Origin of the sequence: Acinetobacter sp. ANC 4558, assembly GCF_002135375.1 — a bacterium.
In the GTDB taxonomy this organism is placed as follows: Bacteria; Pseudomonadota; Gammaproteobacteria; order Pseudomonadales; family Moraxellaceae; genus Acinetobacter.
In genome coordinates, this window is record NZ_NEGH01000001.1 from 84,306 (window position 1) to 99,803 (window position 15,498).

13 protein-coding genes are annotated in these 15,498 nt (G+C 34.8%); 3 read left to right on the forward strand and 10 right to left on the reverse strand.

All coding sequences use genetic code 11. The features are described from left to right. The first annotated feature begins 3 nt into the window (after positions 1-3). On the forward strand, positions 4-645 hold the full coding sequence (locus B9T31_RS00495) for a CoA transferase subunit B (RefSeq protein ID WP_086180011.1): 642 nt from the start codon (positions 4-6) through the stop codon (positions 643-645). 124 nt (positions 646-769) lie between these two features. On the opposite strand, the gene B9T31_RS00500 is transcribed toward B9T31_RS00495, so the two are convergent. Together B9T31_RS00500 and B9T31_RS00505 are read right to left on the reverse strand one after the other, a co-directional pair. After that, the gene (locus B9T31_RS00500) at positions 770-1,999 is read right to left on the reverse strand and encodes an MFS transporter (protein WP_086180012.1); all 1,230 of its coding nucleotides are present in this window, start codon (positions 1,997-1,999) and stop codon (positions 770-772) included. 368 nt (positions 2,000-2,367) lie between these two features. Then, positions 2,368-3,006: an HD domain-containing protein gene (locus tag B9T31_RS00505; RefSeq protein ID WP_086180013.1), complete on the reverse strand. Its 639-nt coding sequence runs from the start codon at positions 3,004-3,006 to the stop codon at positions 2,368-2,370. Positions 3,007-3,122: 116 nt separating this feature from the next. On the opposite strand from B9T31_RS00505, the gene B9T31_RS00510 reads away from it, so the two are divergent. Then, a complete protein-coding gene (locus B9T31_RS00510) occupies positions 3,123-4,094 on the forward strand; it encodes a GlxA family transcriptional regulator (protein WP_086180014.1) in 972 nt (323 codons plus the stop codon). 213 nt (positions 4,095-4,307) lie between these two features. Here the strand turns inward: B9T31_RS00510 and B9T31_RS00515 are convergent, their stop codons facing one another. Genes B9T31_RS00515 through B9T31_RS00525 form a run of 3 tightly spaced genes read right to left on the reverse strand, consistent with a single transcriptional unit; the run spans position 4,308 to position 7,637 of the window. Beyond that, on the reverse strand, positions 4,308-5,312 hold the full coding sequence (locus B9T31_RS00515) for an HlyD family secretion protein (protein ID WP_086180015.1): 1,005 nt from the start codon (positions 5,310-5,312) through the stop codon (positions 4,308-4,310). Between the two features lie 37 nt (positions 5,313-5,349). Continuing rightward, positions 5,350-5,556: a DUF1656 domain-containing protein gene (locus tag B9T31_RS00520; RefSeq protein WP_086180016.1), complete on the reverse strand. Its 207-nt coding sequence runs from the start codon at positions 5,554-5,556 to the stop codon at positions 5,350-5,352. A 2-nt stretch (positions 5,557-5,558) separates the two neighbouring features. After that, positions 5,559-7,637, reverse strand: a complete 2,079-nt coding sequence (locus tag B9T31_RS00525; protein WP_086180017.1) for an FUSC family protein — start codon at positions 7,635-7,637, stop codon at positions 5,559-5,561. Positions 7,638-8,092: 455 nt separating this feature from the next. Between B9T31_RS00525 and B9T31_RS00530 the strand changes: the two genes are divergently transcribed. Further along, entirely contained in the window at positions 8,093-8,857 is a 765-nt protein-coding gene (locus B9T31_RS00530; RefSeq protein ID WP_086180018.1) for an IclR family transcriptional regulator, read from the forward strand. A gap of 99 nt (positions 8,858-8,956) precedes the next feature. Here the strand turns inward: B9T31_RS00530 and pgsA are convergent, their stop codons facing one another. The 5 genes from pgsA to B9T31_RS00555 all read right to left on the reverse strand — a co-directional run bounded on the left by pgsA (position 8,957) and on the right by B9T31_RS00555 (position 15,290). Next, a complete protein-coding gene (pgsA, locus tag B9T31_RS00535; RefSeq protein ID WP_086180019.1) occupies positions 8,957-9,544 on the reverse strand; it encodes a CDP-diacylglycerol--glycerol-3-phosphate 3-phosphatidyltransferase in 588 nt (195 codons plus the stop codon). Between the two features lie 107 nt (positions 9,545-9,651). Continuing rightward, positions 9,652-10,446 carry a thioesterase family protein gene (locus B9T31_RS00540; protein ID WP_086180020.1) on the reverse strand — a complete coding sequence of 265 codons (795 nt, stop codon included), beginning with the start codon at positions 10,444-10,446 and terminating at the stop codon, positions 9,652-9,654. Between the two features lie 123 nt (positions 10,447-10,569). Continuing rightward, a complete protein-coding gene (gene uvrC, locus B9T31_RS00545; RefSeq protein WP_086180021.1) occupies positions 10,570-12,369 on the reverse strand; it encodes an excinuclease ABC subunit UvrC in 1,800 nt (599 codons plus the stop codon). Between the two features lie 201 nt (positions 12,370-12,570). After that, positions 12,571-13,032: a PH domain-containing protein gene (locus B9T31_RS00550; RefSeq protein ID WP_086180022.1), complete on the reverse strand. Its 462-nt coding sequence runs from the start codon at positions 13,030-13,032 to the stop codon at positions 12,571-12,573. A 119-nt stretch (positions 13,033-13,151) separates the two neighbouring features. Next, positions 13,152-15,290: a metallophosphoesterase family protein gene (locus tag B9T31_RS00555; protein WP_086180023.1), complete on the reverse strand. Its 2,139-nt coding sequence runs from the start codon at positions 15,288-15,290 to the stop codon at positions 13,152-13,154. Between the last annotated feature and the right edge of the window lie 208 nt (positions 15,291-15,498).

A 15,498-nucleotide genomic window follows, 5' to 3' on the forward strand; every position in this document is an offset into this window, starting at 1 on the left:
AGCATGGCTTGGACACGTAATGAGATGGCACAGCGTGCTGCCCTCGAACTTGAAGATGGTTTTTATGTCAATTTAGGCATTGGTTTACCCACTTTGGTGGCGAATTTCCTCCCAGCAGGTGTTGATGTTTGGCTGCAGTCTGAAAATGGTTTATTGGGTATTGATGAATTTCCAACTCAAGATACCGTAGATGCTGACCTGATTAATGCAGGGAAACAAACAGTTACTGCACGTTCTGGCGCAGCATTTTTTTCTAGCTCAGAATCCTTTGCCATGATTCGTGGCGGACATATCAATATTGCTATTTTAGGTGCAATGGAAGTTTCAGAGTCAGGTGATTTAGCCAATTGGATGATTCCTGGGAAAAAAGTCAAAGGTATGGGGGGGGCAATGGATTTGGTTGCTGGAGTGCAAAAAGTTGTAGTATTAATGGAACACTGTGCCAAAGATGGCAGTGCTAAAATTGTGCCAAACTGCACGTTACCATTGACTGGCAAAGGCGTCGTAAACCGCATTATTACAGATTTAGGCGTAATGGATATTAGCCCAGAAGGCGTCCAACTCATTGAACTTGCTAGCGGTGTGAGTCTTGATGAGATTCAAGCGGTGACCGGGATAAAGTTAATTCTTAGCAACTTAAAGTAACACAGAATTAAATCGTTAGATTTCAAATAATCAAGCGTTGCAAAAGTGCTATGAATCTCACTTTTGCAACTGTTTTATAAAAATATATTATGTATGAATTAAATACGTCAACATTCAAATAAAATTAGAACTGCCCTTGCTCTACTCGCTCTTGCATCACCTTCTTTAAACTGATCCGAGGGAAAGTAAACCACAGTATAATAAAAGTGAAACAAATCAAGCTATATGCCCAGATATGAAAATATTCATAAAGCACCCGTCCTAACTCTAAAAATATAAAAAAGCTCAACATTAACAATACTGAAACTGCTGCTGCAACTGTACCTTTTGCAACCTCCGAAGACATTAAAGCAAATCTATAAATCACAGAAAAACTCATTCCTTCACCAAAACTAATGAAGGTCATTCCTAAAATGAGGCAAATAATAAAATATTCTTGCCAAATCGCACCGAACATCAAAATCAATGTTCCAATTAACATAAGAGGTAAGCCCAGTAAAACTGTTTTTCCTAAAGGTAGGCGATCTATAATTTTAAGTAAAACGATATTTCCAGCAATTAATCCACCTAAAACTGGAAATTGTGCCAGACCATATTGCATGCTTGTTAAGCCCAAATATTCAACCAACATTACTGGTGAAAGTGCAATCCATAACATGAGAGGCATACTAATGAGGGGTAAGGCACAGGTAAGCGCTAAGAATTTTTTATTTTTAAATACTTGCTTAAAATCTTCAAGTATATAAATTAACGGTTTCTTTGGAATACTTTTCTTTGTTTCGGGCATTTTTGCTTTCAACCCAAACCAACTCATTAAAGTCAGTACCGCAATACCAATAAATCCCCAATGCCATGAAATATGATCAATCATAAAAGCCCCTAATACAGGACCTAACAAAGGTGCAAGTAAAGAAACGTTTGCCATTAAAGCCATCACTTTAATTGCATCTCGTTCATCAAAGGTTTCTTGAATTGCCGCATACCCGACGGCTGTAATGACAGATAATCCAAATCCTTGCAAAAATCTCAGTGCTAAAAAACTTTCTATATTTGTTGTTAATAAAATTAATAAGCACATCAGTGCAAAAAATAAAACACCATTTAAAAGTACTTTTTTACGACCAAATCGATCTGATAACGGACCTAAAAGCCATGCAACACAAGCACCACCGAGTAAGTAAAATGACATTGAAGAAGGTGCCCAAGAGCTACTTACACCAAAATCATGGGTAATTGCCAACATTGCTGGCTGTACTAAATCGTTACCGATATAAACTGAAAACTCAAATAAAACCAATGCTAAAGGAAACATAAATGTGGCACGGTTAAGCTTGACTGTTTGTGTACTTGACATGATGGACTACATTTATTGAATCATTTATTAGCTGAAAATTAGTTACTTAATTATCAACGTAAAACTGAAATTCGGAGAGAGGAAAAGTTCAAAAGCAACTTAAATGAATTATACAGGACGATAAAGAAAAACTTTTATTTCACGATACATTCTTAATACAATTTCACATTATTATATAAGCTTTTTAAAATAATTGATAAAAATAGATCTTAAACTAATATTCGCTTATTCATTTAAGGTCACTTTGAAAAATAAAGCTCCCTAATTCACAACATTCACTCACATCAGAAAATAAAAAAATAAGTTCTGAATTTTTTAACAGAAGAATAAGCAAATAAAATTCATACTTATTCTTCTCATTCAATGAACTAAGAATTCCACTTAGAATTACGAATAATCGAGCAAAAATTCATTGCTTGAAAATGATTCTCTTTATCTTGAATCACATTAGCCTTAACATTCCCAAAAGTAGTCTCTGGTTTAAATTTAATACCATCATAAAAGCTTTGAATAATAGCTTCTTTAAAGTTTTTTTCACGTGGATATTGAGTTAACACACTTTCACGCTCTTGATCTGAGTATTCATCATATTTCATTCCTAAAACATCCATTTCCACACCCGCAGTCACCATGGCAATTTCAGCGGCCATAAATTCAGGAATTCCTGGTGTCGTATGCAGTGCAATTGCTGTCCAAACCTTATCAATATCCGTTTGTTCAAAATGATGACTGCGCATAAAATCTGCTGCAGCATTTGCACCATCAACTTCAAATCTTTTATCACAGCTACAATATTGTTGGGTGAGTCCCATATCATGGAACATACAACTGATATAAAGAAGTTCATGATCAACTTGAATATTTTTACGTGATGCTGCTAAAGCTCCCCAGTAATAAACACGACTTGAATGATTAAATAACAACTCAGTTTCCGTGTCTCTTACCAATTCAGTGACCTCTTTTATCAGTGCTGTATTGGGTAAATAAAGTGCTATTGAATGATTCATTGGTGATAACTCCTGAAAATTAAATCGTGGAGTTATGAGTTTAGAGACTATTAAATATGTCTAGTATTGATATTATAATTACATATCAGACATTTTAATGAAAATTAGGACGTTCAATGCCGAATAAAATAATTGCATTTTTTGCATTACCTGATGTTCAATTGTTGGATATGGCAGGCCCCATGGATGTTTTTTCAGAAGCAAATCGACAATTTCAAAAAAATTATTATCAAACGATTTTAATTTCACCAACTTCAGAAATTCTTCAAACAAGTTGCCATTTAAAAATTATTCCCGATTATTCCATTTATGATGAATTACCCAATATAGATACATTGTTGGTTTCAGGTTCTCCCAATATGCCTGAAACACACGTCAATCAGGTCATTATCGATTGGTTGATTTACATGAATCATCAAGTGAAACGCCTAGGTTCAGTTTGTACAGGCACTTTTTTATTAGCAAAAACCAATCTTTTAACAAATAAACAAGTTACGACCCATTGGTCTGTCGCAAATCAGTTACAACAGAGATACCCTGAAATATTCGTTAATTCAGAGTCCTTTTGTCTTCAAGATGAATCTATCTATACATCTGCTGGAGTCACTTCAGGAATTGATCTCGCTCTATACTTAGTCGAGCAAGACTTAGGTCGTGAAATTGCTCGAAAAACAGCAATGCATTTGGTCACATTATTTAAGCGGCAAGGTTCTCAACGCCAATTTAGTGACAAATTTGGCGTTACGCCACATGGGCGTACTGTACTTAATCATTTAGAGGCTTGGGTTACTTCACACATCAAAGAAAATATTACCGTTTTACATCTCGCAGAAAAAATTGGTATTACCCCTAGACATTTAAGTCGTATTTTTAATAAAGAGATGGGATTAAGTCCGATTAAATGGTTACAAGAAATTCGATTGAAATACGCAACTCAACTTCTAAGAGATAACACGATGTCACTTAAGAAAGTTGCGACAGAATGCGGGCTTAAAAATGAACAATCTTTAAGATCATTATTTGTGAAAAATCTTAATATGACACCTACGGAATATAAGAAAATTTATCAATATAAAATCAATGATTAGTTTAGCCATATGGCTACTTAGCATTGTTCCAACGAAACCTAGCTCCATTTATAGTGGGTAAAATTTCATATAAAACCTTTTATTTTAAATTTCTCACTTAAGCGAACAATCAAATAGACACTGATCATCCGCTGTTTAATTTTATAGCAACGAATCACTGTTTCCACTCAAGTATAAATAAATATCAGCTTAATACGATCAACCCATTTTATATCATTTTACTTCATCAATATGAATCGTGGCTGTACGACCAGCAACAAAGGCTAAAGGATTACTAGGAACTTCATCTAATTTAATTTTTACTGGTACACGCTGTGCTAAACGAACCCAACTAAAAGTAGGATTTACATTCGCAAGTAATCCAGAAGTTGATGTCCGTTCGCGGTCTTCAATACCAGAGGCAATTCCTTGAACATGACCTTTTAATTTTTGAGAGTCTCCCATTAATTGAACTGTAGCTGGTGCACCTAGCTTAATTTTATTTAACTTTGTTTCTTCAAAATATCCGACAACATATAATTGTTTTCGATCTACTAATGCAGCTACAGCCTGCCCAACTTTGACATAGTTTCCTGCTTTTAACTCAAAATTAGATAAAGTTCCATTTGCAGGTGCGACAACCACAGAGCGTTTTAAATTTAGTTCAGCTAAATGTAGCTGACTTTGTGCAACATCAACCAAAGCTTTTTGCTGAAGTATATTGGCATCTGCTTGCTCAATACTCGCTTTACGTTGTTCATATTCTGCATATGACTGTTCTCGTACCGAAAACATTTGGTCTTGTTCTTGTTTAGAAATAGCACCATCCATTAAGTTTGAATAACGATGTGCATTTTTATCTGCTAAATTAGTATTGGCTTTCGCTTTAACTAGATCTGCCTTTGCTTGCGACAATTGAGCTTCAGCTTCAGCTAAACCTGCTTTTACTTTAAACAAATCAGCCTTTGCTTGTTCAACATCTAAAACTTGACGTGCAACATCAATTTTAAAAAGAGCCTGTCCTTTTTTTACAGTCTCATTGTCATGAACCAAAACATCGGTCACTAAACCTGATATATCAGAAGAAATCTCTATCACATCACCCCGAACTCGCCCATCTCGGGTCCAAGGTGCGGCATTGTAGTAATTCCACAAATGAACCACTGCAAAAATTGCCAACACTGTACAAATCATGATGAAGGTCGGACGGATAAGTTTTTTGAATTGTTGAGATGTCATATTTCATTTTCCTCATATGCCACTATCTGTAAATATCTCATGCGAAACAACTCACATAACCCCATTGCATTAATGTCAGTATCAATACATAAATGCATAAGTAAAAAAAGCTTGGGGCCATAATCCAACCTTTTTTGATTAATTTATCTAAGAATTTCATTGAAATACGTAAAAGTGCATAGCTCAGAATTGCTAAGACCAATAAACTTGGGACGTATACACCGTAAATATTAAACTCACCCATGATTATGTCCCTAGCTGTCTTATAGGTCGAACAACCGAAGATAAATGACACAAACTGCTCTGAATATTATGTAAAGAAAGGATAATTCTGACGCTCACATCATCATCTTTATATTCATGAAGCTCAAAATTTAAGGCATTTAAAAGATTTAAAATCTCACTTTCAATCTCTAAATTTAGAAGTCCCCGTTCTTTATTTTTAAATAGTTCATCTAACTTTTCTTGCAATATTTTTAATTGAGAAACTATATGGTTTTGTTCAGGTAATTGTTGAATCAGTTCTTGAATTCGTGCTAAATCGATGACTGCACTTGTTTCGATTAATGCCAAATTAATTTGAGTCTTTAATTCTTCTGACTGTATCAACTTGCTATTTAAAATACCTATGCGGTCTAACATACTGCGCAAATGACGTCTGAATTCGACACTATAAGAAAGATGAAGTGCTTGCCGAATGGCGTGGTAATGCAATGATAATATTCGTTTTACAGTCATTTCAGGAGACATAGAACGAACCAAATGGATAATAAATACTGCAATAATTGGTCCCATTACTGTCGCAATAGATGCATCAAAAAAAGTAATTTGATCTAAGTGATATCTATTCTGCAAGTTTAATCCCATCACCGTTCCCATTAATAAAGGAAGACTGAACCCAATCAAAGGTGGATATGGAAATAGTGTTAAACAATAGATAATAAATGGAGCAAGAACGAGCATTAATTGCCAAAATGATGTCACGTAAGGAAATATTCCATACGCATAAATAAATACCATTACTGAAGCATAAATACTGGCTTGAATAAAGACTTTCAATGCAGGAACAGGATCATCTAAAAAAGTAAGAATACATGCACATATTGCTGCCATTTCTGCCAACATGAATCCTGCTGACCAACCACTAATAATCCAGAAACCAGTGGCAATTAAAACCACAAGTGCAGCTGAAATACCTCCACGAATAGCGATACCATGATCACGGTGTAATTTTGGATCGTGCTGATCAAAACTTGATATACTCTCGGGTAATTTTACATTCCCCTGTTGAATACCTTGCCAAAGGAACTTAATTTCACGAATATTTTGCACAAAATGACGAAGATCCATTTTTAAGCTTAACAATAAATATTGTTGCGCTGCATGTGCTTGACTAAATAACACGTCAAAATCTTCATCAAATTTCTTTGCAATTTTTAGCATCTGATCTTGTTCGATAATTTCAGTAGATTCTAAAAAAACTAAGATTTTACTGTGAATTTTTGCTAATTCTTGCCGATATAAAGGGCTAATTAAATCTAACTTTTTTACGCATTCAGAAATTGCAACTAAATTTGAGACGAGCATGACCATTTGATTTAACATTTCTTGCAGAGGTTTTGTCATTCCTTGTAATGTCGATTTTTCATATGATAGATAAACTGCCATCACGTGAATGTCTGAGATATCTCGCGCTAATCCACCGAGTAAATGTGAATAATCTTGTTGTCGTTGCTGTTCTAATAGAATTTTATCAAAAATCGTTTGAGTATCTTTAAATGTTTTAATCACTCGGGTTTCAATTGCTGGGCCAATATGTACTGGAAAAATTGTCAATGTGACCACCGCACTACATACAACACCTAGACTAATTTCTAGAAATCTTCCTATCGCCATGTCAAAAATACTTGTGGTATTAATTGCATAAATTGCATTAAAACAAATAATGACCGTTGTATATCCTGCTAACATAAAGATATAGCTTCGTGGCGTCCGATCTAAGAGCGAAAAATATAAGCACCAGCCGACCCAAACTGCAAGAAATAGAGTAAAAATCATTGGTGTATTAATAAATAATGGAGTCACAATTACAGCCACAACTGCACCCAAAAGCGTTCCTAATAACCGATAAATACTTTTAGATGACGTCATCCCTGCATAAGGATTTGCAATAACAAAAACTGTTCCGACAGCCCAAATGGGATAAGCTAAATTAAGAGCAAAAGCAATATAAAGTGCCAACATTCCTGCGAGAAATGTTTTCGTTGCAAAAATAAGATCCTTTTTATTTGGTCGAAATGCGAGTAATTGATTTATTAATAACATGATTTAACCCAAATTAAAGAAACCTATCATTGAAAACAGCCTACTTTTATCGCTTAAATAAGCATATTGTCATGCAATAAAAACTGAGGAAATTGATGTCATATTGCAAAACACGGGCGCTATAGATGCATGGTAATTTATATAGCCTCAGGGATATGCGATATAAAAACACATCATAATGAAAATAATTTTTAATCATAATAAGATATTTATATCTTAATTTTTTCAAAAAAAACACACAAAGTCAATAATAATATCTCATTATGATAATTTAACTAATTTATAAATTGCTCTACGGTGTTTTAGCATCTCTCAAACCACCAATCTTTAAATATTCACGTTAATCATCAAAATAACTGTAGAATCTAATACATTTTGCTATAAAGTAATCTGGTTGCGAAAAACTCAGCAGATCAAACCTTTTTGCTTTTGTTTATTTTATTAGGCATTCTATTATGGCACTTTCAAGCTTTGGCAAAATCCTGACCGTCTTAGATCTTTTCTCTGTATCTCGATCGGTCATTAATGTCGACATCATTAGTGTAGAGCTTGGATTATCAAAACCAACCAGTTACCGCTATCTTAAAGAGTTAGTTTCTGCTGAACTTTTACAACGATTAAGTGGTACTTCTGGTGATTATACACTGGGTTCAAAAATTGCTATTTTGGATTATATTTCTCGTACAACAGATCCACTTGTACAAATTAGTATTCCATTCATGAAAGACATTGTAGAACGTACTGAGTTCTCCTGTTTACTCACTCATTTAAATCATGATTCATGTATAGATTTACATGATGAAATTTTCAAAAACACCGTATTACTTTCTTACGGTCGCGGCTGCCCACGCTCTGTTCATGTTGGCTCATCTGCTAAAATCATGTTGTCACACTTACCTAAACAACAAATTTTGAATTACTATCATCGTTTTTCATCTGAATTTTCTCAAGTTGGATTTGCTTCAGATGAAACTGACTTTTTCATGAAAATGAAGAAGATTAAAAAACAAGGATATTACTTTTCGAATGGAGAATTAGATCCTAATATTTCAGGTGTTTCCGTTCCCATCAAATTTTCAATGAAAGAGCCGCCACTCGCACTTACTTTATTAGCGTCTAAAAATCGTTTTGAATTTGTTAATTTGCAAAAACTCATTGCAATATTGCAAGAAAATGCACATTTAATTGAGAAAAAATTTCTCACACTCACCAATCATTAAAATTAGGAATGTTTTAAAAATCTTTCAATAAGAATTAAGTTATTTTTTTATTTATATGAATTGTAAAAAAGCTGTTATTGAATAACAGCTTTTATTTTTTTAAGGTTGTTTTAGATATGGCCATGCAGCTTTCAAATAAATGAACATTGACCATAATGTTAAAATGACAGCAGTATATAGCAAAGCATATGCAAGCATATCTAACGGTGGCCAATTTAATAAAAACACTGAAATTGCAATCATCTGAAATGCTGTTTTATATTTTCCTACAGTCGACACAGCAACATTAGTTCTTGCGCCTAATTCTGCCATCCACTCACGTAAAGCAGAAACAGTAATTTCACGTGAAATAATAACAATTGCAGCAAATGCCATAGAAATAGAAGGTTGCCATTGAACTAAAACAATTAATGCAGCTGCAACCATAAGTTTATCTGCAACTGGGTCTAAAAACCGTCCAAAAGCAGATGTCTGATTTAAAGTGCGCGCTAAATAACCATCTAACCAGTCTGTCACAGCTGCAATTATAAAAATTGCTGTCAAAATAATATGACGCATCATACTATCTGCTGACTCTGTAATGCCTAAGGCTGGTGGCCAATATGCCACAATCAAAAATACAGGAATTAAAGCAATACGTGCTAATGTTAAAATATTAGGTATATTCAGGATTCGACCTGTTGTCATAGACACCGCCAGTTTTTCTCCTTAACTTTACAGTAAATGACACTCTAAAGTTGAAAATCTATTCACTGCTAATGCGCTCACTTTATACGAAATGCCTGTGTGTGTCACTAGGCAAAAACTGTTATTGTTTGTCTAGAAATCGCAATTAAACGATCATTATGATCCCATAAGTGGGCATATTCTGTTGAGTAACCATCTGCAGCAGAATCTGTAAATACCCTGTATTTCATCCAATCATATAATGTTGTTTCTAAAGGATGGATATAAGTAACATGCCATGTCAGAGAGCTTGCAGGTGCCATCTGATCAAGCATAGGTAAAATTCCAGGGGGCCACATATCAAAAGCCACCATTAAATCTGCAACATTCATTAATCTATTTTCATGAAAGTTTGAGTTAAACCTAAACCATCCCGAAAAATCGGGTTGAGGGCTATTTGTACAAGGAAATTGCCCACTCACCCATGCTAAATCCATTTGCTGTATACATTGTGGTGCAGATTCTGGTAATTGGGTAATAGTTAGAGAGTCTACAGAAGGGAATTCAGGAGCTTGTTTTTCTTGCTGAACAATTATTTTCGAAGTACGAGGTACACCAAAACTTGCGACTAAAATACTTTGTACAGCATCATCTTGCCACAATCTCACTTCAATTGTGGTCACAGATTTTCCTTGTCTTAAAATCTCTGCTGTGAGTTTACCTTTTGCTAACTGCACAGGACCGACAAATGTAATGCTGGTACTTAGCAATCGTTTTGAGGCATCATTGATTGTACACAGTGCCTTATACATAAGAATGCCAGCAACTAAACCACCATAAATTGTACGCCCTTGTAACCAACCTTCTGGAATATCAATCCAATCATGATGCGCTATCGATTCATATAGTGAATTTAGGGACATTTCACATTCCTTATATAGTTTCTATTACTATAATCAATTCAACGATTCGCTAAAGTGTATATCCATGACTTCAACGTTACTAACTTTGCCATTGACAAGTTATTTAATGATCCCAAATAACCATCAACCATGCAAAACTTTATAGATCGTTTTTGCCATCACATCGCCAAAACCAGGAACTAAAGTCAACTCTTTTTCAGAAGCTTTCAACACACCTTGAATGCCACCAAAATGTGTCAATAAATCTCGTCGACGTTTTGGTCCTAAACCTGGAATAACTTCTAAAATAGATGAACCCCGTTTTTTATCTCGCTTCGCACGGTGCTTAGTAATCGCAAATCGATGCGCTTCATCTCTTACCTGCTGAATTAGATGTAAGGCTTTGTGATCTTCTGGTAATTGAATTTTTTCACCATTTGTAAAGTGTAAAGTTTCCAAGCCAGGCTTTCGCCCCTCACCTTTAGATACACCCACCATAAACGCATCTAAACCTAATTCTTGCATCACTTCCATTGCCATATGTAATTGACCTTTACCGCCATCAATTAAAAGTAAATCAGGCAGCATATGTTTTTTATAGCGACGTGTTAATGCTTGTCGCATCGCGGCATAATCATCCCCTTCCGTGATATCTTGAATCGAGAATTGACGATAGTCTCGTTTACGCACACCACCACTATCAAATACCACACATGATGCAATTGTTGCTTCACCCATGGTATGGGAAATATCAAAGCATTCGATGCGATCAATCGGACGTCCAACCACCTGCTCAAGTTGATGGAATCGTTCATTCAACTCAAAATGATTGGCAAGTTTTCCTTTGATTGCATGTTCAACATTCATTTCAGCCAACTCAAGCCATTCAGCTCGCGTTTCACGCACTTGATGCTTAATCTTAATCTTCTTTTCAAATTGTTGATGTAACGCTTCTTCTAATTCTTTTTGGTCTGGAATATTTACATTCACAATCAGTTCCGCTGGTACTTCATCTGCGACTTGAAAATAAAAATTGGCAATAAAATCTGAGAGCATTTGCCCTAAATCATCGCCCAACATATCAGGAAAATAACTTTTTCCTCCCAACATTTTACCATTACGTACATGCATAATTTGAACACACGTCACGCCAGCTGCATATGCAATAGCAATAATATCTGCTTCACCTTTGAGCTTATAAATGGCTTGTTGAGATTGAACATCGCGCAAAAGCGCCATTCGATCACGATAAAACATCGCTTTTTCAAACTCTAATGCATCTGCTGCACTTTCCATTTTAGTGATTAATTCTTGATTTAATTCTTTGCTATCACCTTGTAAAAAACGAATCGAGTTATTTACATCTTCTTGATAATCTTCTGGTGAAATCAATCCAACACATGGCGCCGAGCAACGCTTTATTTGATATTGTAAACAAGGGCGTTTTCGCTGAGAAAAATAGCTGTTCTCACATTGACGAACATTAAATAATTTTTGTAGAACAACTAGGGTATCACGTGCATTATAAGCACTAGGATATGGTCCAAAAAACTTTCCGATCTGATGTTTTCCTTTGCCTCGTCCACTGGCAATGCGTGGGTATGGTTGATCTGCTGAAATAAAAATATACACATAAGATTTATCATCACGCAGCATAATATTATACGGTGGACGATGTAATTTAATTAGGTTTTGTTCAAGCAATAATGCTTCTGTTTCCGAACGAACAACTAAGGTTTCTATATCAAAAATACGCGCAACTAAAGCCTGTGTTTTCGGATGCTCAATGGTTTTGACAAAATAACTAGAGACCCGATTTTTTAAATTTTTCGCTTTTCCAACATACAATAACTCGCCTTCTTTGCCTAACATTCGATAAACGCCAGGTAAAGTCGTCATATTTGCTAGAATTTTCTCAATATGCTCTCGTGCGTTTTCGTTCACAATCTGCCTTATACGCTTTTTTATCTACTGACCTGATGTTAAGACATTTCATCTTTCTTCGAAACCACAAGATATCGAATATATTTAAAATGATTTAACCTTTTCTATTTTTCCACGTGGAACATGCTGTATTTTTACAATAGCGTCTAATCACTCAAATGAATAAAACGTGCTTAGTTCATTCTAAGCACAATTAAGAATTTAAATATTTTTGAATTTATACGATGCATCTGAAAGTTTATTTGCAATATCTGCATCATTTTGTTGCAAGGCTTGGTAGAACTTATCTTTATTTCTTGGTGATACTAAAACAAATTTATTTTTTCCACCTTTAGTATATTCAATTTTAAGTCGATTTAAAGATAAGGCAGGTGATGAAACTGAATTTGATGTAGGTTCAATTTTTTCAATGTCTGATAACTTTATTTTCCACTTTAAAAACATGCAAGTAATGATTAGGTTTTCATGATCTACAACATAACGTGTATTCGCTACAGGCCACCAAATCACTAGAATAGTTAAAAGATAAGTAATACTATGGAAAGGATAAGCTGTGATATTTCCCTTGGCTTGCATGGTTATTAATAGCTGAATAAGCAATCCTGTTAAACAGATTAAAAATGCATATACCCACCAATCTATTTTTGTATGAAACTTCTGCATACTTTTTCCCTCTTACCTTTTATTTTATATATCAATATAGCCTTTTTAAGATAACTTTAAATTATTTTTTATAAAAAAGCCGTTCATATGAACGGCTTTTTTGTTTATTTATTTAATGATTAGTTAAAAGTTAAGCTCGCAGATCCTGCATCCTTTAACGTCTTTTTACTATAATCAATAATAAAATGATCACTTGGTTTACCAGAACCAACACCTTTTAATACTGCAAATACATTATTAAATTTATACTGGAATGGTAAATTAACAGGGTTGCTGTCAGATAACTTACCATCTTTTATTTCTGGTGCATTCACATTCGCTGGGAAACTTGCCATTAACAATTTATATTGTTTTACACGTAATCCACCCATGTCATTCAATGCCAAACCGCCTGCATAAATAGTACGATGGAAATCTCCATAGAAATCATATGCAGATACTTTTTCCATGTCGCCCAAACTTAAACCCGCATTTTTCGCTAATTGATCCGCTTTTTGTGTTGCTTGCTTCCAATCAGATGCAAATGTTGCAGCAGATACTGCTGCTGGTTTATTGCTTTGAGCTAAGCATCCAGAACGAACATTGAATTTTAAAGTATCTTGTATATCAGGAATTTGTGCATACGTCACTTGAGTTTTTAACTGACTCATAATTAACATTTGCCCTAAATTCAACTGTTCTGCTAAATCACGCATATCACATGGCCAATACTCACCCATGAAACGCATTTGTGACAATTGTCCAAAATAGAAGTGTGTAAATTCTTTATAGTTTTTAGTGTCTAAAATTGCTTTATTCCATGGCTTATGTGAAGGATCACCGCTCGCTGCAACCGTATAATCATATTCTTTTTTATACAGTGGGAATAACTCATTAAAACGTGGTACATCATCCAATTTTACTGTTTTTACTTCAACTTCTGTCGGGCTAATAAAATCAACAACTTTATACGCCGCGCCATAGACAGCTAAAGATGGTGATTGGACGTTCACCAAATAGTTTCCAGCTTCATCTTGAATGTCGTTGGTACTATTAGAATGCATATGACCACCAATGTGTAAAGGCATTCCTGTAGCAACAACTTGTTTTGTTGTACTGTCTGTAGGGACACGTTCAGTTTGGAATGTTTTTTCACCAAATGTAGACTGAATCGTTTTGGTTTGATTCGCATAAAATTCCATTGTTGGATAATGTGAGAATGCAACCAATTTTTTATTTTCTTGTTTTGCTCGTTGAGCAACGCTTTGAATCCATTTCATGGTGGATTGTTTATGCGTCACCATTTTATTCCAACCTGCATTTCCAGCACCGCTAAAACCACCTGGTTTTTTCGGATTATTTGGATCAAAGCTATCGGTTGGGACAAAGACATTCGCATCAATAGATAATAGCCAAACACCAGGAACAGGCTCTACCAAATAACTTACATCTGGAATTTTAGAACACTTTGTATAGTTGGCTTGTTTATAAACACCGCCTTCGCCTTCTTTACAAATTTCATATTGGCGGTTTTCAACGGTCGCTTCTGCTATTGCGCGATCATAACTATAATTTTTTTCATTATATTTACTATAAGGCGTTTCCCAATATACATCCGCCTTATTCGGTTTAAATCCATAATCACCCAAAACATTGATTAAAGAATCATAACCCTGTTCCATCATTGCATTCGTACAAACCGTGTCTGTTGCTTCAGGATTTAAACAGTACTGATTTTGTAATGCATATACTTTTTGAGGTTGGCCATTTAACCCCATAAAATCGCTTTTTCCAGCAGTTTCATTATCATATGGTGCATCGGGATCATGATTACCTGGTGCAATAAAAAAGCGCATTCCTTTCTTTTCATATTCTTGAAGTACTTTTTTAAAACCATCCACATTCATTGGCTGACCATCATCTGAAAAGTCACCTGGGAATGCGATTAACTTAATCCCTTTAGCAAGTGCGCTATCTAATGCTGCTCTAAAAGCAAAATAGTTCTCATTAAATAAACGTGTAGATGTTAACTCCGCCTGCATCGTACGAATTGTTGCATTACCATGCTCAGTTGGAATACCTTTAAAAGCTGACGACTGTAAATCACCATAAATATCATGAAAATGTACATCTGCCATAAAAGCAATTTGCTCATTTTTTTTTACAGGGGTTGTCGCTCGTTCATCCTTACTATCGCTACCACCACATGCAGCCAACAATAACGGACTACAATACAACGCCATCTTAAACAGATGACGCTTAATTAATGAAGATTCCATAAAATAAACCATTTATTTTTACATAAGACGGGTCTAATTAGTTTTTTGACATACCTTTTAAAAAGCTAACTAGATGATTGAATTACGTGAATATGCTATAGCTGTTTTTTTACATAATGATGAAATGCAACTTCATTAAAAATAAGAAACCATGTTTATTTTTTATGTGAGTAGTGAATTATCATAGAATCATCTCTTTCAAAAATAT